Origin of the sequence: Nitrosomonas sp. (genome assembly GCF_040256045.1) — a bacterium.
GTDB lineage: Bacteria > Pseudomonadota > Gammaproteobacteria > Burkholderiales > Nitrosomonadaceae > Nitrosomonas.
In genome coordinates, this window is record NZ_JBDZWD010000050.1 from 1 (window position 1) to 18820 (window position 18820).

The following is an 18820-nucleotide window of genomic DNA, read 5'->3' on the forward strand; positions in this document are numbered from 1 at the left end:
GCGCCTCCCGGATGCGATTGATTTGTTTTTAGAAACATAATCTTACGCAAAAAGGCGGGCGCTCACTTCCTCTTTTCTTATCCCGAACTCAGGTTAAATAACATGGACGCCAATTGTTGCTGGACAAAAGAAATCGCTAATCGAGATCTAATCTTGATTGCTGCACAGTTCTCGGTGGTAGTCCTCGAGGAATGACGTTTTCTTTGCGTAGCCAATCAAGCCATCGCCCAAGCTCGGTTGGGGTGAAGCGTGCCTTGCGTTCGTGCCAGTTTTCGCGAACATCGGAGATGATCTGCGCATCCGTCGGTTGAACACCGTCGATCAGAAAATCGTTCCAGACGGCGAAAAGCGTGGCGATGATTTCGACCTCTTCGGTCTTCTTGTCTGCCAGGGCGTAGATCAGGCGGTCAAATTCAGTCTTCTGGCCGGGCGTCATCAGAACTTCGGCTTTGGCCACGGGCTCCGACAATGCCGACAAGCAGCGGTACTCCGTCTTTTTCCTGCCGTTGGCCAAGGTCTTTTCATTGACCTCGAACCAGCGTTTGCCTTGACCTTGCTGCTCAAAATCGTAAATCCAGATATCCAGTGGCCCGGCAGCTTCACGCTCGGGTTTCAGATCCAGATCCAGACCGATATGCGCTTGCGCCAGGTACATTACCTTGGCAGCAGCGGTTCGACCGAAGTATTGGGTGTTGGCGAGTTTGCTGAATGCATAGCAGCCGATGTTGGCTCGGTAGGTAGCCAAGTCAATGACTTGGGCTGTTGAAAGCGATGCTTGGTGAGGTTCTTTCGCTGTGTTGCCTTGCGATTGCGCACGAATCAGATTGCTTAGCAATTCGGTTTGTTTGTCAGTGGTCGCGTTGATCTGCTGTTCTAGTGAGTCGCATAAAGCCATCAATTGATCGATGCGGGTGACAATGCGATGTTGTTCTGCGAGTGGTGGAAGAGGAACAACACAAAGGGAAAGCTTTGTGCCGTTAAAATTCGCTTGCCCACACTGCTGAACAATTTCAGGTTCGATTTGAGTTGATCTGAAATAGGGGGCATTCATGGCTAAGCTTATGAAAACAGGACTCAATAACGCGTCAAAGAGTCTGATCCTTATTAGATACGATGCAAATGTCGCCTTCTCGGTATGACCCGTGTATAGCGCCGACTTTCCAACCAGCTCATAGCTGTTCGTGCGGTTAAAAAGAATATCGTTTGGCTGAAGAAAAAGGCGAGGCAGCTCGTCGATTTTTGGCGAAATATACTTAAATCCTTCGTTTATCAATCGACCATTTGAAATATTTCCCATTCGATAAACAGGAACAAGTGAGGAATCATCACAAGTTTTCTGTGATGTTCCGTAGTCTACGGACTCCGCAAGCTCGGCAATCCTCACCCACCGCCAATTATCAGGAACAGGAAATGGCTCGCCTGCTTGAGCGATTGAAGGTGTTGGCTTGGGCTTCTTGATCTTGCCTTCCTTCACTAGCCGCTGCTTCTCGGCTTCGATCTCTTTCAGCAGTTCGCTGGCGGGCTGCTCGTCCGAGTTTTGCGGGACGAGTTTGCCCATCACAGCCAGTTGCAGGATGGTCTTGCGCAGTTCGGCAACGTTTTCCTTGACGGCGTAGAGCTCGCTGAAGTGTTCGGCAAGGAAGGCCTGGGCGCGCTGGTGCTGGTCGGGTTCGGCGATGTTCAGCAGTTGCTTGATGGCTGTGGCATGAACGGTTAAGCGCGCTTCCTGCTGTGAAGTACGCAGTTTTTCCAGTTCATCGCAACGCGCCATCAGTTCGTCGATTTTGGCGACGATTCGTTTTTGCTCTGCTAGAGGCGGTAAAGGAATTAAGTGATTTATGACAGTAGATGTATTGAGCTCAATCTGATTGGTGGTGCCCGAGGCAGAGGTTTCGATGCCCGCTTGAACCCACGGGCTCTGAATCCAACGCCAGAGGAATTGATTATTAATACTTAGAGCGCGAACAATAGTGACGTGTGAGTCTGCCACAAGCTCTGTGCTATTCAGATCATATGGAACAAGGCAGGCCCGACCGATCGTTCCGGTGCCAGTGGAATTCCAAAGTAAATCACCCCCTTGCAGAAAACGTAGGGGCTCATACTTCTCCAATGATTCTGGATCTATATATCGAGCCGGTTCTAGGTCAAGGCCATACCAGCGCACGCACTTCTGCGATATGACTCTGTGGGTCGAAAAATCTACGTAGCTTGGCCCCTTTCCTCGCTGGATATACGAAGCGATCGCCCCGAGCCTCACCCACTCCCATTCCTGCGGTAATGCATACGGCTTTTCCTCTTCCGTCACCGGCAGTGATGGCTTGGGCTTCTTGATCTTGGCTTCCTTCACCAGCCGCTGTTTCTCGGCTTCGATCTCTTGCAGCAGTTCGCTAGCAGGCTGCTCGTTCGGATCCTGCGGCACCAGCTTGCCCTGCATGGCCAGCGTCAGGATCAGCTCGCGCAGTTTCTTGATGCCCTCGGGTGCAGCAAAGGCAGTGTCGAAGTGCTTTTCCAGCAGTTCGGCGGTGTGCTTATTCATGCTCGCCCCCCAGTTCGCGTTCGATCTGTTCGATGCTGGGCAGGCTGGTTTGCAGTTCTTCAGGCAGGGATTCGATCAATTGGTATTCCGCCACGCCGATAGGCTGGGTCTTGTCGCGCAATGCGTATTCGGCCACCACGGTGTTCTTGCTCTTGCACAGCAACAGGCCGATGGTGGGGTTGTCCTGTTCGGCCTTGACCTGCATATCCACGGCAGTAAGGTAGAAGCTCAATTGGCCGAGGTGTTCCGGCTTGAATTTCTCAGCTTTCAGCTCGATGACCACGTAGCAGCGCAGCTTGAGGTGGTAGAACAGCAGGTCGATGTAGAAGTCGTCACCGCCCACTTCCAGATGAACCTAGCGACCGACGAAGGCGAAGCCCGCCCCCAGTTCCAGCAGGAACTGGGTGATGTGCTTGACCAGCGCTGACTCGATTTCCCGTTCGTTAGCTTCCTGGCCGACATCTAGGAAGTCGAACAGGTAGGGATCTTTGAGGGCTTGCCGAGCCAGATCGGTTCCCGGCGCGGGGAGACGGTCGGCGAAGTTGGTGATCGCCTGGCCTTCCCGCTCCAGCAGGCGGGATTCGATATGGATTTCCAGTGTGGCGCGCGACCAGCCGTGTTCCACGGCGCGCTGGGCATAGGCCAGGCGTTGTTCTGGCTGCTTCAGCCTGGCCAGCAACACCAGGTTGTGGCCCCAGGGCAATTGTCCAACAGCTTGTTGGACAATTGCCGCGTCCGGCCAGGCTTCGGCGAAGGAACGCATGTACATCAGGTTGGCGCGGGAAAAACCCTTCATCTCGGGAAAGGCTGCCCTGAGGTCGTGTGCCAGACGCTCGATGACCTTGGCCCCCCATCCTTGCTCGGCCTGCCGCTGCAGGATGTCACGGCCGATCTGCCAGTAGAGCTGTACCAGCTCGCGGTTGACGGCCAGCGCGGCCCGCTGCTGGGCACTGTGGATGCGGTTCTTCAGCTCGCCCAACCAGTTGGCGTAGCCTTCCGGCGCTGGAACGAGGGAGACGGGCTTGTCGCTCATTCCGCTCCCCCGCGGGTGGCCTTGAGTGCGGCCAGCAGTTCGGTTTTCAGCTCTTGTTGAGCGGCCTGCAACTGGCGGGTGATGTCCTGGTATTCGGCCATCAGTTCGTCCGGATCACCCAGTTCAACAACCACCTCGTGCGGGTTCTTGCAGTCCAGGTTGTAGTTGCGAGCAGCCAGATCCTTGGCCGAGACCTTCCAGGCATGCTCGGTAGTCTTGCGTCCCTTACGCTGCGGGCCGCCCCACCAGGTTTTCTCAAGATCGAATTCCTCAATGGTCAACGGCTTGGAGCGGGAATAGCTCTTGTAGCCTGCCGGGTAGGGGTGCTCGAAGAACCATACGTCCTTTGTGGGGACGCCCTTCTCGAAGAACAGGATGTTGGTGGCGATGCTGGTGTAGGGGGCGAACACGCCTTTGGGTAGGCGCACGATGGTGTGCAGGTTGAATTCTTCCAGCAGTTCGCGCTTGAGCGTGGTTTTCACCCCCTCGCCGAACAGGAATCCATCCGGCAGCACGACGGCGGCGCGGCCGACGTCGTGCCTGAGCAGGTGCATGATCAACGCCATGAACAGATCGGCGGTCTCACGGGTTTGGTGCTTGGCGAGGAAGTTCTTCTCGATGCCATCCTCTTCCATGCCACCGAAGGGTGGGTTGGTGATGATGATGTCCACCCGGTCGCGTGGGCCATAGTCCTTGAAGGGGCGGGAAAGCGTGTTGTCGTGGCGGATGCGGGTAGGCACGTCGATGCCGTGCAGCATCATGTTGGTCATGGCCAGCATGTGCGGCAGGGGCTTCTTCTCGACGCCATGGATGTTCTCTTGCAGCAGCCGGTTGTCATCTGGCGTCTTGACCTGCTTCCTGAGGTGCTCGATGGCGCAGGTCAGGAAGCCGCCCGTACCGCAGGCCGGGTCGAGAATGCTTTCGCCGAGTTTCGGGTCGAGGATATCGACCATGAACTGCGTAACCGCGCGCGGGGTGTAGTACTCGCCCGCGTTGCCAGCCGACTGCAGGTCGGCGAGGATTTTCTCGTAGATGTCGTTGAACAAGTGCCGGTCGCTGGACGAGTTGAAATCCACGTCTTCTTCGATGGTGTTGATCACCTGGCGCAGCAGCGTGCCGGACTTCATGTAGTTGTAGGCATCCTCGAACACCGAGCCGATCACCCGGCCTTGCGCGGACACGCCCGCCTTGGTGGCAAGCTGTTTCAAGGACGGGAAGAGATCGTTGTTGACGAAGTCGATCAGCTCTTCGCCGGTCATGCCTTCCGGATCCTTGGCCCAGTTGCTCCAGCGAAAGCGGCTTTGCAGCGGCGAACGGTAGCTGGACTGGGTCAGTTCCCACTCCTGTTCCTTGTCGTCGAAGATTTTCAGGAACAACAACCAGCAGATCTGGCTGATGCGCTGGGCGTCGCCATCGACGCCGACATCCTTGCGCATGATGTCCTGGATGGCTTTGATGAGAGTTGCAAGTGACATGAATACTTCCCGGGTCTAGTTCTGGTCAGGCGCGGTAGAGCTCTTGCTCGAGCTCGCCCACGGCCTGTTGGTATTGGGTCTTGCCGCCAAAGGCACGCACCAGTTCGATCGGTGTGCCCAGGCGGTTAAAGGGGGCGATGGCGAGGATTTGCGTTTCCTCAATGGCGGCCACGCCTTCGTCGGCATACTTGTCGAGCAGGGCTTCGAGCACCTTCTGCGCCTGCTCGCCGTACTTGGCGAAGTAATGGCGCTTCTTGACCTGCTCGGCCCGCTCCTTGCGCGTGAGTGGGGGTTGATCCCAGGCAACGTGGCACAGCAGATCGAAAGGGTCGAAATCCTTGCCGGATTGCTTGTCCACCTCGTCGGCCAAAGCCTCGAAGAAGATCCCTTGATGGGCCAGCTCGTCGATGATGGCCTGCTTCTTCTCGGCCTTGCTCCAATGGCGCAGGAAATCGTCGAGCGACGCGAACTCCTTGGCCAGGGTGTTGCGGGTGTAGTCCTTCAGAGACTCGGTGATCAGTTTGCCGTTGGCGTCGAAGTACTGCACCCGTTCGGCCACCACCTTGACCTCGACATTGGCGACAACGTAACGGCGCACGTTGCTGCCCTCCTCACCTGGTAGGGGTTCAGCTACGCCGCCAGGAGACGTGGGGTTGTCGTCCGGCGTGGGATAGGTGAATTCATCGTCAGGTGACGCCTCCCCATCTTCTTCATCTGGAGGCAGCGGTGGCTCGCCAGGGCCTGGCTCATAAATTTGTACGGGATCGCCATCGAAAGCCGGATCGGCGAACAGTTCGGTCGCTTTCTTGAAATCGAGGATGGTGAACCAGTACTTGTCGAAGTCCTCGCTGATGCGCGTTCCGCGACCGATGATCTGCTTGAATTCAGTCATGGACTGGATGCGCTGATCCAGCACGATGAGCTTGCAGGTCTGGGCATCGACGCCCGTGGTCATCAGCTTGGAAGTGGTCGCGATGACGGGGTATTTGCTTTCCGGGAAGATGAAGTTGTCCAACTCCATCTTGCCCTCTTCGTTGTCGCCGGTGATGCGAACGACATAGCGGTGGTTCTGCGCCACCAGGTCGGCGTTTTCGTTGACCAGCGCCTGGCGCATGCGTTCGGCATGGTCGATGTTGTCGCAGAAGACGATAGTCTTGTCGAAGCGGTTGCTGGCCTTCAGGTATTCACTGATCTTGCGCGCCACCACTTGCGTGCGCTGTTCCAGCACCAGCGTCTTGTCAAAATCACGCTGGTTGTAGATACGGTCTTCGATCTCGTTGCCGTGCTTGTCGAGCATGCCCTTGTCGGGACGCCAGCCGGTCAGATCTTTGTCCAGGTCGATGCGCACTACCTTGTAGGGTGCGAGAAAGCCATCATCGATGCCCTGGCGTAGCGAGTAGGTGTAAATGGGCTCGCCGAAGTAGTCGATGTTGGATACGTCCCTGGTTTCCTTGGGCGTAGCGGTCAGGCCGATCTGTGTGGCGGAATGGAAATACGTCAGGATCTCGCGCCAGGCCGAATCTTCGGCGGCGCTGCCCCGGTGGCATTCGTCGATCACGATCAGATCGAAGAATTCCGGGCTGAACTGCTTGTAGATGTTCCGTTCTTCTTCGTTACCGGTGACGGCCTGGTAAAGCGACAGGTAGATTTCATAGGACTTGTTGGCCTGGCGCTTCTGGATCTTGGTCATCGCAGCGCCGAACGGCTTGAAGTCGTTGGTCATGGTCTGATCGACCAGGATGTTGCGGTCCGCCAGGAACAGGATGCGTTTCTTGGCACGCGACTTCCACAACCGCCAGATGATCTGGAAGGCGGTATAGGTCTTGCCTGTGCCCGTGGCCATCACCAGCAGAATGCGCTTCTGCTCTTTGGCAATCGCCTCAATGGTCTTGTTGATGGCAAGTAACTGGTAGTAGCGAGGCGTCTTGTTGCTGCCGTCGCTGTAGTAGTCCTGGGCCACCGGGGCCTGTTGCTGCGTGCTCAGGCTCTGATGCTCTGCCCACCATTGCCACAGCGTATCGGCACTGGGGAACTCGTCCAGGCTCAGTTCGCGCTCGATAACACCGTCCTTGGCGATCCTGTTGTGGAACAGGAAGCCATCTCCATTGCTGCTGAATACGAAAGGCACTTGCAGCATTTCTGCATAGCCGAGGGCCTGTTGCATGCCCGAGCCGATGGCATGCTTGTTGTCCTTGGCTTCGATGACGGCAATGGGCAGGTTGGGCTTGTGGAACAGCACATAGTCGGCGCGCTTGTGCTGACCACGTGTGTGCAGTTTGCCGCGCACGATGATGCGCCCCTTGGTCAGCAGGAACTCTTCGTGTACCTGCGTTAGAACGTCCCATCCGGCCTTTTCCAGAGCCGGTGTGATGAACTTGGTGCAGATGTCGCGTTCGCTGAGCGTCTGCTTATTCATAGGGTATGGTTCCTTCCATGTTACTTTTCCCCTTGCAACCCTCGCAGCAATGTTATCCCCTATATTCACGGTACTAAATCCAGCACAACCAAAAATTCGATCGTCAGTGCGGCCGGCTGGACGTCCCGAACACGACGATACAGCTTCATGATCACAAACTTAATAGCGGCATGTTAGAAGACATTAGTAGATATTTCCGGATCTTGCTTCACTTTCCGATGCAAAAATTGGAAAAAATCTCACCTAGCAGATCATCACTGGTAAATTCGCCAGTGATGGAGGATAGGGCTTGTTGTGCGAGGCGTAATTCTTCGGCCAGTATTTCCAGCTGATCTGCACGGTGCAGCCAGGCGGCTGCTCTTTCCAGCAGTTCTTTTGCCTGTAGCAATGCTTGCAGATGGCGCTGGCGAGCCATGTAGGCGCCTTCTCCGGCAATGTTGGCCTGCCAGCCGGCAGTTTTGAGCAGTGCAGCCCGTAGCAGTTCCATTCCTTCCCCATTTCTGGCTGAAAGGTAAATGGTTGGTCCGGATGTGTTTTCTTCCAGGCGGGGAGGCTGGGCTGACAGATCGATTTTGTTATGGACGGTCAGTACCGGCAACCGTTCCGGCAGGCGCGTCAGCACGGAGCGATCTTCTTCTGTTACACCGTGGCGGCTGTCCACCAGTAACAATACCAGATCAGCCTGTTCGATTGCGGCGTAGGTGCGGGCAATTCCGTGTTGCTCAACAATGTCGCTGGTTTCTCTCAGCCCTGCGGTATCAATCAGATGCAGTGGAATTCCTTCGATTTCGATCGATTGCCGGACAGTGTCTCTTGTCGTACCAGGAATATCAGTGACAATGGCAACCTCGTCGCCGGCAAGACGGTTGAGCAGGCTGGATTTGCCTACGTTGGGCTGACCGGCCAGTACGACTTTGATACCTTCCTGCAGCAGATTGCCCTGGCGGGATGCAGCCAGCACCTGTTCCAGTTTGGCTCGAATCATCGCCAGTTGTTCTGCGGCATGAGCTGACTGGAGAAAGTCGATTTCTTCTTCCGGAAAATCGAGTGTTGCTTCGACCAGTACACGCAGATCGATCAGTGCACTGACGAGCTGGTGGATTGTTGATGAGAATTCTCCGTGCAACGAGCGTACTGCACAGCGCGCGGCATTGGTGGTACTGGCTGCGATCAGATCAGCTACGCCTTCAGCTTGTGCGAGATCGAGTTTATCGTTGAGGAAGGCTCGTAGTGTAAATTCACCCGGTTCCGCCAGGCGGGCGCCTAGCTGAAGGCAGCGATCCAGTAGCAGATTCATGACGGCGGGGCCGCCATGTCCCTGCAGTTCAAGCACTTCTTCGCCGGTGTAGGAATGGGGAGAAGGAAAGTAAAGTGCGATTCCCTGATCGATGATCTGACTATTCTGGTCAAAGAAGCTGAATAACCCGGCATGACGCGGGTCGGGAAGCTTGCCCAGGATTTCCCGGGCAAGCGGTTTCAGATTTATTCCGGAAATCCGGACTATACCTATGCCGCCACGACCGGGGGGCGTGGCAATTGCTGCGATGGTGTCATTACTTGTCACCAGAGAGGGCAGGGCTTTTTGATCCAAAAGGACAAAGAGCGATTAAAACGATAAATATCTATTTCTTTCTCGTTCTTTTGTACATTTTCCTGGGATTATTGGCCGGTGCTTTGGGTTGTTTAGGGCTCTCAGCCGGACTGTCGGCAGCTGTTTCAGGATTCTCTGAACTGTTTACCTGTTTGCTGACCGGTGGTTCAGGCGTGTCCTTGCTGGGAGCAGTCCCGTACATTTTTGTAATCTTCCATTGCTGTGCAATAGACAGAACATTATTGACCAGAGAATACAGAACCAGCCCAGCCGGGAAGAAGAAGAAAATGGCGCTGAAGGCAACAGGCATAATTTGCATTATTTTTGCCTGGAGCGGATCTGTTGGAGTCGGGTTAAGCTTGGTCTGCACAAACATGGAAATACCCATCAGCAGCGGCAGCATGTAGAGGGGATCTGGGGAGGATAAGTCATCGATCCAGAGCGCCAAAGGAGCATAACGCAGCTCTACTGCTGCAAGAATTGTCCAGTACAGAGCAATGAAAACCGGAATTTGCACCAGTATAGGAAAACATCCTCCCATCGGGTTGATTTTTTCCTCTCGGTAGAATTCCATCATGGCCTGGTGCATACGCTGCCGATCACCTTTATATTGATCCTGAATACGCTTCAGTTTGGGTGTTACCAGGCGCAACTTGGCCATGGATCGATAGCCGGCGGCAGATAGCGGGAAGAACAGAAGTTTGACGGTCATGGTCAACAGGATGATTGCTACCCCCCAGTTATCCGTCCATGAATGATAGAACGAAAGCAGGCGGAATAAGGGTTTGGCAATCATTGTCAGCCAACCGTAATCAACCGTGAGATCCAGACCGGGAGCCAGTCCTTCCAGATTGTCCTGCTCTTCGGGGCCTGCATAAAATGGCATGGTGGTGGCTGCAGTTTCACCAGGCGCGATGATACCGGCAGGTACAATCACCCCGGCACTGTAGAGATTGTCGCTCTGCCGTTTGGCAAAAAATTCGCGTGGGGTCTGCTGTTGTGGCAGCCAGGCGGTCAGGAAATAATGTTCCAGCATGGCGATCCAGCCATTGTTCGCATTGGCTGGATAATCTGCCTTATTCTTGTCCAGATCGGAAAAAGGAATTTTCTGATATTTACCTTCTTCAGTGTAAACGGCTGCTCCCAGGAACGTGGGAATCATCATGGTCTTGGCGGGTGGTGGATTGCCGTCACGCAGCATCTGGAAGTAGGCGAACGGACGAACTGTAGTGTCACCTTTGTTTTCCACTTCAAAACCGACATCGATCACATAACTGTCACGATGGAAAGTATAGGTTTTGACGACCTGAACACCTTGAGCTTCGGGTGCCAGCAGGCGAACAACGATTTTATCCTCACCCGCGGACAGATCGTAGCTCCGTATATCCGACTCTGCTTGGAAAGTTGTTTTATGGTTGGGCAGACCCTCTCCGACCAGACCGGATTGTGCAATATAGGTGCGTGCAGCTTCGCTGTACAGCAGAGCATAAGGTGTATCTTTATCTTCCGATGAAGGTTGTTGCAGCAATTCCAGACGCCGTAAATCGCCCCCGATCGTATCGATTTCTGCAATGACCTTGTCGGTGACGACGCGTATCTGTTCTCCTGATGGCAGGAGGCGTGGAGTAACTGAATCTACATTATCACCACTCGCAGGTATGCCATCCGCATCTGAGCCCGTTTGGGATGATGTCAGTTCGCTGCCAGGAACAGGGAGGCTGTTGTCACTCTTGGATTGTGTCGGTGCGGTTGAAGGATCAGCCTGGGTAATGGCAGGAGGATTGTTGAACTTTTCCTGCTCCTTTATCCATGCATCCCATAAAAACAGTAGTGATGTCGAAAAAATGATAAGCAGTACGATTTTTTTATTGTCCATTTTTTGGGGACTCGGAAAAGCAGAAAGTTTTAATACAAAATATTAAATGACTGATGAATCTGGTAATTGGTGGAAGTGCATTATCCACTCTTTCTAGGGGACAGGATCATATCCCCCCTGATTCCATGGGTGGCAGCGCAATATTCGTTTCATACCCAGCCATAACCCCTTGATGAGACCGTGTTTTATCAGTGCTTCATGCATATAATTCGAACAGGTTGGATAAAATCTGCAAGAGGGCGGAATCAAGAGCCCGATACTATACCGGTAGAGTTTGATGAGACCGATGATCAGTTGCTTCATAATTGTCTGGCCGCTTTGTTGAAAAGCATTACAGCTTCCTGGTAGATACGGGTCGAATCTAACAGTTCAACAGGATGCCGCAGCTGCATGACACAATCCAGATCCTTGAGCATTAGCCGGTGCCTGCGGAACGCTTCTCTGATCAGACGTTTGATACGATTTCTCCTGACAGATTTTCGTTCGATCTTTTTTGCCACGATCAGACCGATACGCGCATGGTTAAAATCGACGGGCTTTACATACAATCGTAGCGAGAGACTTTCAAACACGATCCGGTTACGCAGCACGGCGCGAAACTCATCAGCCTTTCGCAGCCTGCACTGCCTGGGTAGCGTGCAAATTTGTCTGGTTGCCAAAAAATACAGTCCGGACAGCGGGCCCGGACTTATTTATTATGATTACACGCTAAGCTTGGTTCGTCCTTTTGCCCGACGCGCACGAATAATTGCTCTGCCGCCGCGTGTTTTCATGCGTATACGAAATCCATGGGTACGTTTTCTGCTGATGACGGATGGTTGGTAGGTACGTTTCATTTTTAATGATATCTGTTTGTACTTGCAGTAAAGAAACTAAGTGAAGTCAGTAAAAAATTCTGAATTATCTACTTATCAATTATTAACCTGGCCTTTTTGGGCCGAACATTATAGCCCAATCCGAAAAGATTGCGCTATACGTGTTTTTAATTGGCGTGTTGCGCTACTGAACGGGTGGCTTTACACTTAGTTTTGTATAAATGAGGCAAAGCATCAGATCAGTTCCCCGAAAAATGAATTGGGTTTTATACCCCAAGGAGAGTGAGTTATGGCGAGCCAATTGATGATAGATCAGCGATTACAGGAAAGACGAGCTGAAATTTCTTTTGTTTGTCCCTACCAGTTGGGAATTAAACAGGGACGGCGGGTTACTCGGAGGCGTTCTGGTAAAGGTGCGGCTTATGTCGATAAGTATACTTGGCCTTTGGTAGTTTGTTGTCTTGCCATCGTAATATTCAGCGCAACTGATGCTTTTCTGACGATCAATATTTTGTCTGATGGTGGTACGGAACTCAACTATTTCATGGCAGTGCTGATTGAAGAAAGTACGCAAAAATTCATTTATTTCAAACTGGCGCTTACCTCTCTGGCGGCAATTATTCTGACCATCCACCATGAAGTGGAGATCTATGGCAGATTTCGGTGTCGACATCTACTTTATGTGATCTCAACCGGGTATGCCTGTCTGATTGGTTATGAACTGGTACTGTTGCGTATTATCGGTGTCTGATAATTTCCAGAAATATGTTCTGAGTTTTTTCGCTGGCTGAATGGAACAGATTACACGTTGGTTGATGATAGGAGGTGCTGTACTGCTTGTTATTGGTGCAGTATTACACTTTGCACCCTGGCTGCTTAACTGGTTTGGAAAGTTGCCAGGTGATATTCGAATTGAAACCCGGCATAGCAAGATATTTATTCCTATCACGTCCATGCTTGTTGTGAGCATCGTATTGAGTGTGATAATCACTCTGTTCAAAAAGTGATCTCCGGTAACCGCACTATCTGCCCAGTGTGTTCAGTCTCGCTGTTGCCATTTATTTATATAAATCAGAGTCATTCATGAAAATTACTTTTATTGGTGGTGGAAACATGGCTGGCGCCATGATTGGCGGCCTGATACACCATGGAAGTGCATCTTCACACATCTGTGCAGTGGAAACCGATGCGCTGCGACGACAGCAACTTGCCGAAGCGTATGGTGTCACGGTCACGGCATCGATACCTGATGGAACCCATGGCAGTGAGATCGTTATTCTTGCCGTAAAGCCGCAGCAGTTACATGGTGTGGCTAATCAGGCTGCACAATTTCTGCAGGATAAACTTGTTATTTCGATTGCAGCGGGAGTTCGCACAAGTGATCTGAGCCAGTGGCTGAACCGGCATGAATTTATCATTCGTGCCATGCCCAATACACCTGCTTTGATCGGAAAAGGTGTCACCAGTTTATATGCGTTACCTCTGGTCGATAGACGGCAGAAGGAACAGGCTGCTACGATTCTGGAGGCAATCGGTACAGTAATCTGGGTGGATGAAGAAACACAACTGGATGCAGTTACGGCCTTGTCTGGCAGTGGCCCGGCTTATGTTTTCTATTTTCTGGAGGCTATGCAGGAAGCCGGGACACAGTTGGGGCTGACAGCAGATACAGCAAAACAGCTTGCAATACAGACATTCCTGGGTGCCACACATCTTGCCGCACAAAGTAATGACACACTTGCAACGTTGCGGATGAAAGTGACCTCGCAAGGTGGAACGACTGAACAAGCTTTACTCAGCATGGAACAAGCCGATATCAGAAGTGCGTTTATTCGTGCTATGCATGCTGCCTGTGATCGTTCTCGACAAATGGGCGAAATATTCGGACGTACATAATCCAGCCTGTAATCGGGCCATGATTCAGCAATAACCATAACTTTCAACGGAAAAGCCATGCCCAATCAAATAATGATATTTTTGCTGGATACCTTACTTAGCCTGTTTTCACTGGCATTGTTACTGAGATTTTATGTGCAGTGGTCTCGTGTACCTTACTATCATCCATTTACGAGATTTCTGGTAGCAGTAACGGATTTTGTTGTCAGACCGGCGCGTCGGGTGATACCCAGTTGGCGAGGTCTTGATCTTTCTACCTTTGTGTTGGCTTGGCTCGCCCAATTTATCATCCTGGTGAGCATCAATCTGCTGGGAGGTTTCGGTGCGGGAAGTAGTATGTTCGCATTTGCTTTGCTGGCGCTGGTTAAACTTGCCAGCATGACACTTAATATCCTGCTAATTGCGATCATTGTACAGGCTGTATTGTCATGGATTAGTCCAAATACTCCACTTGCACCCGTGTTGGAAAGTTTTACCGGCCCTGTTTTGGGGCCGATACGCCGGTATATTCCTCCCATAGCCAACTTCGATCTTTCTCCGATATTTGCCTTTATTCTGTTGCAGGTACTTATGATGGTCGTGGAGAATTTGCAGCGCCAGATCATTCACATGTTTTAATGAGCTGGTATAGCTTTGGCAACGATCGCAGTCTCTTGGTATTGAAACTTTACGTTCAGCCAGGTGCCAGACAGACTGAAGCAGTTGGCATTTGCGGAGAAGAGCTGAGAATAAAACTGGCAGCTCTTCCTAGGGACGGAAAAGCGAATCGTGCGTTAATGGAATTTCTGGCGAAACGCTTTAATGTTCCCCGGAAAAACATTACGCTGAAGCGCGGTGAGCAATCGCGTCATAAAGTTGTTGAAGTCTGCCAGCCTTCTAATGGGCCCGAGGTGTTATTCAGTGAAATGAAAGCTGAATAACCGGTCGTGTCTGATGATACTGCCGGTAAGATTTGGTGTTTTCAAATTTGCTCCGATGGTACTCCGAGTTTACCGAATTTGTTTTTTTAGAGTGTAAAACAGGAGGTTATTTATTCATGTCAGATAAAAATATACAAGACCGTGCTGCAGGAGCCATCATGGGAGCATTCATCGGGGATGCCTTGGGATTGGGCCCGCACTGGTATTATGATCTTTCCGAACTTCGTCGAGATTATGGCGACTGGATTACCGATTACACTGACCCCAAGCCAGATCGATATCATGCCGGGTTGAAAGCAGGGCAGTTATCGCAGTCTGGTTTCATTTTGAAGCTGATGGTTCGTTCACTGGTCGAATGTGGCGGTTACGATACCGAAGATTTCTGCCGTCGCATGGATGAAGAGCTGTTCCCGTTACTGGATGGTACGCCGGTCAATGGTCCTGGTGGCTATACCAGTCAGTCGATTCGTGAAACGTGGCGGCGGCGTGTGCAGCAAAAACTGCCCTGGGGGCAGACTGGCGGCCATGCGGATACGACCGAGGCGGTAGAGCGTACACTTGCAATCGCTGTTCGTTATGCATACCAGCCGGGGCAGCTTGCTGCAGCGGTTTCAGCTGATACGACGCTTACTCAGACAGATGAAACAATCGTTTCGATGACGGTTGCATACGGTGCGGTGCTGGGTTTGCTGGTGCAGGGGCATGTGCTTGATATCAGTTTATCGGGAAAACTCATGAGCCTTGTAAAAAGTGGTGCCCTGCCGTTCCATGCTGTAACTGGCAATGATCTGCAACCACCGCGCCTTGGTGATCCGGATCCACCGCGTGCAGGTCGTTTTGCTTCCCCCGATGCGTTGCTTACACCTTCTTACATGGCTGCGGCAGCCGTAGATTCTGAAATCCGTATTGAGCCGGCATGGAAGGTATCCATGGTCTATGGGATGCCATGTGCAATTTATCATCAGTTACCAGCTGCTTATTATCTGGCAGCAAGGTTTCATGATAATTTTGAATCAGCCGTCCTTCATGCGATCAATGGTGGGGGGCAGAACCAGGCGCGTGCCATGCTGACCGGGGCGCTTGCAGGTGCACAAACCGGTTTATCCGGGATTCCACAGTATTTTCTCGACGGACTCGATGATTCGGCAGTGCTGGGCAAGCTGGCTGTGGAACTTGCTGCCAGTGTGAATCCGGTCTGAGATTGCATCCGGAATGATCATCAGGAATCCCTGATTGATCAGATTTCTTTCTGGTCATCTCTATTGAAGGGGAAAAGTATGGAATTCGGTATAGTGGGTTTAGGGCGCATGGGGGGTAACATGGCGCGCCGCCTTGCCAGGCAAGGCAAAAAAATTGCAGTGATGAACCGCAGTTTTGATGTAACCGAGGTATTGGTGAAGGAAACGGGGCACGTCCCTTGCCGGGATTACGCCGATCTGGTTACTGTGCTTGAAAAACCACGGATTATATGGCTGATGCTGCCGGCAGGTGATGTGACTGAAACGGCGCTTTCCACGCTATTACCATTACTGTCTCCGGGTGATCTGATCGTGGATGGTGCAAATGCCCATTATCAGGATGATATGCCACGTGCAGCACGCTGTGCAGAACGGGGCATCGAATTTGCCGATGCCGGGGTTTCCGGAGGAATATGGGGATTGGAAAACGGTTACTGCATCATGTTTGGTGGATCAGATACAGCGGCTGTACGTTTGAAATCTTATCTGGAAGTATTGGCACCGACCCCAGAGACTGGTTGGTTGCATACCGGACCGGTTGGTTCAGGGCATTATGTGAAAATGATCCATAACGGGATCGAGTACGGCATGATGCAAGCTTTTGCCGAGGGGTTTGCACTGATGAAAGACAAATCCGGGTTCAATCTCGATCTTGCTGAGATTGCTGAATTATGGCGACACGGCAGCGTGGTGCGCTCGTGGTTACTTGATTTGTCTGCTGATTTTCTGGCTGAAGATCAGGTGCTTGATGATATTGCTCCTTTTGTAGCGGATTCGGGTGAAGGTCGCTGGACGGCACTTGCTTCCATTGAGCAGGGCATTCCTGTTCCGGTAATCATGCTTTCACTGATGATGCGTTTTACCACGCAGGGCAAAAATGATTATGTAGCTAAAGTGCTTGCCAAGATGCGTCATGGTTTTGGCGGCCATGACATCAAAAAGGGTGAGTGATGAACGACGCAAAAATGAGCCAGACTGAAAAACTGCCCTGCCTGTTTGTTATTTTCGGTGCGACCGGAGATCTTGCCTCAAATAAGTTGCTGCCTGCATTATTTGAGTTGGAAAATGCTAATCGTCTGGCAGATAATTTTTCCATTGTTGCCTTCTCGCGCCGCGAATGGACAATTGATAATTGGCTCGAACATTTGCGTGAAATACTGGAGAGTAAGATCAGCCAATCTTCCGTGGAGGGAGTGCTGGAGCGTTTTCTGGCACGCTTTCGCTATCAGCAGGGAGATCTTAACGATATCGAATCCTATCGTGTGTTAGCTGCCGGTCTGGCACCTGGGTCGGCTTGCTCTCGCACGGTATTTTATCTTGCGATCAGGCCTGCTGATTTTGTTGCGGTGATCAGGAATCTCAAGGCTGCCGGCCTCAATGAGCCGCGGGGAATGAATCGTGTGGTGATTGAAAAACCGTTTGGAGAGGATCTTGAATCGGCACAGGTGCTGAATCGTTTATTACATCAGCATTTTGATGAAGAGCAGATTTATCGTATCGATCATTTTCTTGGCAAGGAAACCGTACAGAATCTGCTCGTTTTTCGGTTTGCTAATACATTAATCGAGCCACTGTGGAATCGTAATTTCATTGATCATGTACAAATTACGGTGGCGGAATCGGGTGGTATTGAAAAACGTGCCGGGTATTATGATCGTGCTGGTGCGTTGCGTGATATGTTGCAGAATCATTTGATGCAGTTGCTGACCGTAGTTGCCATGGAGCCGCCACCTGCTCTTGAGGCAGATGCTTTGCGTGACGAAAAGGTCAAAGTACTGCGTTCGATTCGTCCCATTGCCAAGCGCGCGATACATGCCCATGCTGTGCGTGCTCAATATACTCACGGTAATATCGATGGGCAGGTGGTGGCAGGTTATCAGCAGGAAGATAATGTCGAACGGGATTCGATTACTGAAACTTTTATTGCAGTCAAATTCTACATTGATAATTGGCGGTGGAGAGGAGTGCCGTTTTATTTGCGCACAGGTAAGCGCCTGCCTAAACAGAATTCGATGATCGCGATTCGTTTCAAGCATCCTCCTCAACAACTTTTCCGTGAAACACCATTAGAATGGATTGCGCCAAATTGGGTGTTGCTTTCGATTCAGCCTGAAGAGTCGATGCACATGGAAATTCATGTTAAACAACCCGGTCTCGATATGAATACTCGGGTGATGCAGATGAATGCAAGTTTTCTTAAAACTGATGAACAATCACTGGATGCTTATGAAGCATTGCTACTCGATGTCATTGAAGGCGATCGTTCACTTTTCATCCGTTTTGATGAAGTCGAATGGGCATGGCAAGTAATCGATCCGATTCTGAAACATTGGGTGATAGAGCGTGAATATATCCCAACTTATCCCGCTGGCAGTTGGGGACCGGTGGAGGCCAATCGTTTGTTCGACCACGACGACCAGACCTGGCGCAATAAGCTTTAGCGACTTCTGCGATAATAGTGGAAATTAATTATGTGCTTGGTCAAAAGGCGGAATTTATTGGCATTGACTTGATCTGGCTAAACGTTCATAATGCCCTGCTATTTTGGAGGGGTTCCCGAGCGGTCAAAGGGATCAGACTGTAAATCTGACGGCTCTGCCTTCGAAGGTTCGAATCCTTCCCCCTCCACCAGCTGTGATAATTAAAATTAGAAATGCGCGAGGTGCCAACGTTGGCGTTTGGCTGCTGCGGATGGTGTGACTGTTTATCTTGGGCAATGAGGTAGGTAGTCGGGTATAAGCGGGTGTAGCTCAATGGTAGAGCAGAAGCCTTCCAAGCTTACGACGAGGGTTCGATTCCCTTCACCCGCTCCACGTCGCGGTGAAAAGGCGTTCTATTTGCCCATGTAGCTCAGTGGTAGAGCACTCCCTTGGTAAGGGAGAGGTCGCCAGTTCAATCCTGGCCATGGGCACCAGGTAAGCTGGCCAGATTTAATAGGTTGCTGATGTAAGTGTTAATAAAAGGGAACAGACGTAATGGCGAAGAGTAAATTTGAGCGGGTGAAGCCGCATGTGAATGTGGGAA

16 protein-coding genes, 3 tRNA genes and 1 pseudogene are annotated in these 18820 nt (G+C 51.7%); 11 read left to right on the plus strand and 9 right to left on the minus strand.

Features of this window, described 5'->3' with window-relative positions; all coding sequences use genetic code 11:
- Nucleotides 1-136: 136 nt before the first annotated feature.
- The 9 genes and pseudogenes from ABUL11_RS09140 to rpmH form a co-directional block, all read right to left on the minus strand.
- Nucleotides 137-2536, minus strand: a complete 2400-nt coding sequence (locus tag ABUL11_RS09140) for a restriction endonuclease subunit S (protein ID WP_350283550.1) — start codon at nucleotides 2534-2536, stop codon at nucleotides 137-139.
- Nucleotides 2529-3569 (minus strand): annotated as a pseudogene (locus ABUL11_RS09145) (PDDEXK nuclease domain-containing protein). The gene ABUL11_RS09140 and the pseudogene ABUL11_RS09145 overlap by 8 nt, the downstream one beginning before the upstream one ends.
- On the minus strand, nucleotides 3566-5044 hold the full coding sequence (locus ABUL11_RS09150; RefSeq protein WP_350283551.1) for a type I restriction-modification system subunit M: 1479 nt from the start codon (nucleotides 5042-5044) through the stop codon (nucleotides 3566-3568). The pseudogene ABUL11_RS09145 and the gene ABUL11_RS09150 overlap by 4 nt, the downstream one beginning before the upstream one ends.
- Before the next feature lie 25 nt (nucleotides 5045-5069).
- Nucleotides 5070-7460 carry an EcoAI/FtnUII family type I restriction enzme subunit R gene (hsdR, locus tag ABUL11_RS09155; protein ID WP_350283552.1) on the minus strand — a complete coding sequence of 797 codons (2391 nt, stop codon included), beginning with the start codon at nucleotides 7458-7460 and terminating at the stop codon, nucleotides 5070-5072.
- A gap of 208 nt (nucleotides 7461-7668) precedes the next feature.
- Nucleotides 7669-9024 (minus strand): tRNA uridine-5-carboxymethylaminomethyl(34) synthesis GTPase MnmE, encoded by a 1356-nt coding sequence (gene mnmE / locus ABUL11_RS09160; RefSeq protein WP_350283564.1) that lies wholly within the window; start codon nucleotides 9022-9024, stop codon nucleotides 7669-7671.
- 58 nt (nucleotides 9025-9082) lie between these two features.
- Nucleotides 9083-10927, minus strand: a complete 1845-nt coding sequence (gene yidC, locus ABUL11_RS09165; protein ID WP_350283553.1) for a membrane protein insertase YidC — start codon at nucleotides 10925-10927, stop codon at nucleotides 9083-9085.
- A gap of 93 nt (nucleotides 10928-11020) precedes the next feature.
- Entirely contained in the window at nucleotides 11021-11230 is a 210-nt protein-coding gene (gene yidD / locus ABUL11_RS09170; protein WP_350283554.1) for a membrane protein insertion efficiency factor YidD, read from the minus strand.
- On the minus strand, nucleotides 11227-11586 hold the full coding sequence (rnpA, locus tag ABUL11_RS09175) for a ribonuclease P protein component (RefSeq protein ID WP_350283555.1): 360 nt from the start codon (nucleotides 11584-11586) through the stop codon (nucleotides 11227-11229). Before rnpA ends, yidD begins: the two co-directional genes overlap by 4 nt.
- A gap of 42 nt (nucleotides 11587-11628) precedes the next feature.
- Nucleotides 11629-11763 (minus strand): 50S ribosomal protein L34, encoded by a 135-nt coding sequence (gene rpmH / locus ABUL11_RS09180; RefSeq protein ID WP_350283556.1) that lies wholly within the window; start codon nucleotides 11761-11763, stop codon nucleotides 11629-11631.
- A 268-nt stretch (nucleotides 11764-12031) separates the two neighbouring features.
- Between rpmH and ABUL11_RS09185 the strand changes: the two genes are divergently transcribed.
- The 11 genes from ABUL11_RS09185 to ABUL11_RS09235 all read left to right on the plus strand — a co-directional run bounded on the left by ABUL11_RS09185 (nucleotide 12032) and on the right by ABUL11_RS09235 (nucleotide 18710).
- Complete coding sequence (locus ABUL11_RS09185) at nucleotides 12032-12493, plus strand: DUF5658 family protein (RefSeq protein WP_350283557.1); 462 nt, start codon at nucleotides 12032-12034, stop codon at nucleotides 12491-12493.
- Between the two features lie 64 nt (nucleotides 12494-12557).
- Nucleotides 12558-12749, plus strand: coding sequence for a DUF2905 domain-containing protein (locus ABUL11_RS09190; protein ID WP_350283565.1), 192 nt, complete (start codon nucleotides 12558-12560; stop codon nucleotides 12747-12749).
- 76 nt (nucleotides 12750-12825) lie between these two features.
- Nucleotides 12826-13638, plus strand: a complete 813-nt coding sequence (proC, locus tag ABUL11_RS09195; protein WP_350283558.1) for a pyrroline-5-carboxylate reductase — start codon at nucleotides 12826-12828, stop codon at nucleotides 13636-13638.
- Nucleotides 13639-13695: 57 nt separating this feature from the next.
- Nucleotides 13696-14256 carry a YggT family protein gene (locus tag ABUL11_RS09200; protein ID WP_350283559.1) on the plus strand — a complete coding sequence of 187 codons (561 nt, stop codon included), beginning with the start codon at nucleotides 13696-13698 and terminating at the stop codon, nucleotides 14254-14256.
- Nucleotides 14256-14558: a DUF167 domain-containing protein gene (locus ABUL11_RS09205; RefSeq protein WP_350283560.1), complete on the plus strand. Its 303-nt coding sequence runs from the start codon at nucleotides 14256-14258 to the stop codon at nucleotides 14556-14558. The genes ABUL11_RS09200 and ABUL11_RS09205 overlap by 1 nt, the downstream gene beginning before the upstream one ends.
- A gap of 116 nt (nucleotides 14559-14674) precedes the next feature.
- Complete coding sequence (locus ABUL11_RS09210; RefSeq protein WP_350283561.1) at nucleotides 14675-15757, plus strand: ADP-ribosylglycohydrolase family protein; 1083 nt, start codon at nucleotides 14675-14677, stop codon at nucleotides 15755-15757.
- A gap of 78 nt (nucleotides 15758-15835) precedes the next feature.
- Nucleotides 15836-16747, plus strand: coding sequence for a phosphogluconate dehydrogenase (NAD(+)-dependent, decarboxylating) (gene gnd / locus ABUL11_RS09215; RefSeq protein WP_350283562.1), 912 nt, complete (start codon nucleotides 15836-15838; stop codon nucleotides 16745-16747).
- Nucleotides 16747-18237 (plus strand): glucose-6-phosphate dehydrogenase, encoded by a 1491-nt coding sequence (gene zwf, locus ABUL11_RS09220; RefSeq protein ID WP_350283563.1) that lies wholly within the window; start codon nucleotides 16747-16749, stop codon nucleotides 18235-18237. The genes gnd and zwf overlap by 1 nt, the downstream gene beginning before the upstream one ends.
- Nucleotides 18238-18342: 105 nt before the next feature.
- A tRNA-Tyr gene (locus tag ABUL11_RS09225) sits at nucleotides 18343-18427 on the plus strand.
- Nucleotides 18428-18535: 108 nt separating this feature from the next.
- A tRNA-Gly gene (locus tag ABUL11_RS09230) sits at nucleotides 18536-18609 on the plus strand.
- Between the two features lie 26 nt (nucleotides 18610-18635).
- A tRNA-Thr gene (locus ABUL11_RS09235) sits at nucleotides 18636-18710 on the plus strand.
- Nucleotides 18711-18820 lie beyond the last annotated feature (110 nt).

Coding starts and splice junctions, on each gene's coding strand:
- ABUL11_RS09140 (WP_350283550.1), bottom strand. CDS start 2,536: ATGAATAAGCACACCGCCGAACTGCTGGAAAAGCACTTCGACACTGCC.
- ABUL11_RS09150 (WP_350283551.1), bottom strand. CDS start 5,044: ATGTCACTTGCAACTCTCATCAAAGCCATCCAGGACATCATGCGCAAG.
- hsdR (WP_350283552.1), bottom strand. CDS start 7,460: ATGAATAAGCAGACGCTCAGCGAACGCGACATCTGCACCAAGTTCATC.
- yidC (WP_350283553.1), bottom strand. CDS start 10,927: ATGGACAATAAAAAAATCGTACTGCTTATCATTTTTTCGACATCACTA.
- yidD (WP_350283554.1), bottom strand. CDS start 11,230: ATGAAGCAACTGATCATCGGTCTCATCAAACTCTACCGGTATAGTATC.
- rpmH (WP_350283556.1), bottom strand. CDS start 11,763: ATGAAACGTACCTACCAACCATCCGTCATCAGCAGAAAACGTACCCAT.
- ABUL11_RS09185 (WP_350283557.1), top strand. CDS start 12,032: ATGGCGAGCCAATTGATGATAGATCAGCGATTACAGGAAAGACGAGCT.
- ABUL11_RS09190 (WP_350283565.1), top strand. CDS start 12,558: ATGATAGGAGGTGCTGTACTGCTTGTTATTGGTGCAGTATTACACTTT.
- proC (WP_350283558.1), top strand. CDS start 12,826: ATGAAAATTACTTTTATTGGTGGTGGAAACATGGCTGGCGCCATGATT.
- ABUL11_RS09200 (WP_350283559.1), top strand. CDS start 13,696: ATGCCCAATCAAATAATGATATTTTTGCTGGATACCTTACTTAGCCTG.
- ABUL11_RS09205 (WP_350283560.1), top strand. CDS start 14,256: ATGAGCTGGTATAGCTTTGGCAACGATCGCAGTCTCTTGGTATTGAAA.
- ABUL11_RS09210 (WP_350283561.1), top strand. CDS start 14,675: ATGTCAGATAAAAATATACAAGACCGTGCTGCAGGAGCCATCATGGGA.
- gnd (WP_350283562.1), top strand. CDS start 15,836: ATGGAATTCGGTATAGTGGGTTTAGGGCGCATGGGGGGTAACATGGCG.
- zwf (WP_350283563.1), top strand. CDS start 16,747: ATGAACGACGCAAAAATGAGCCAGACTGAAAAACTGCCCTGCCTGTTT.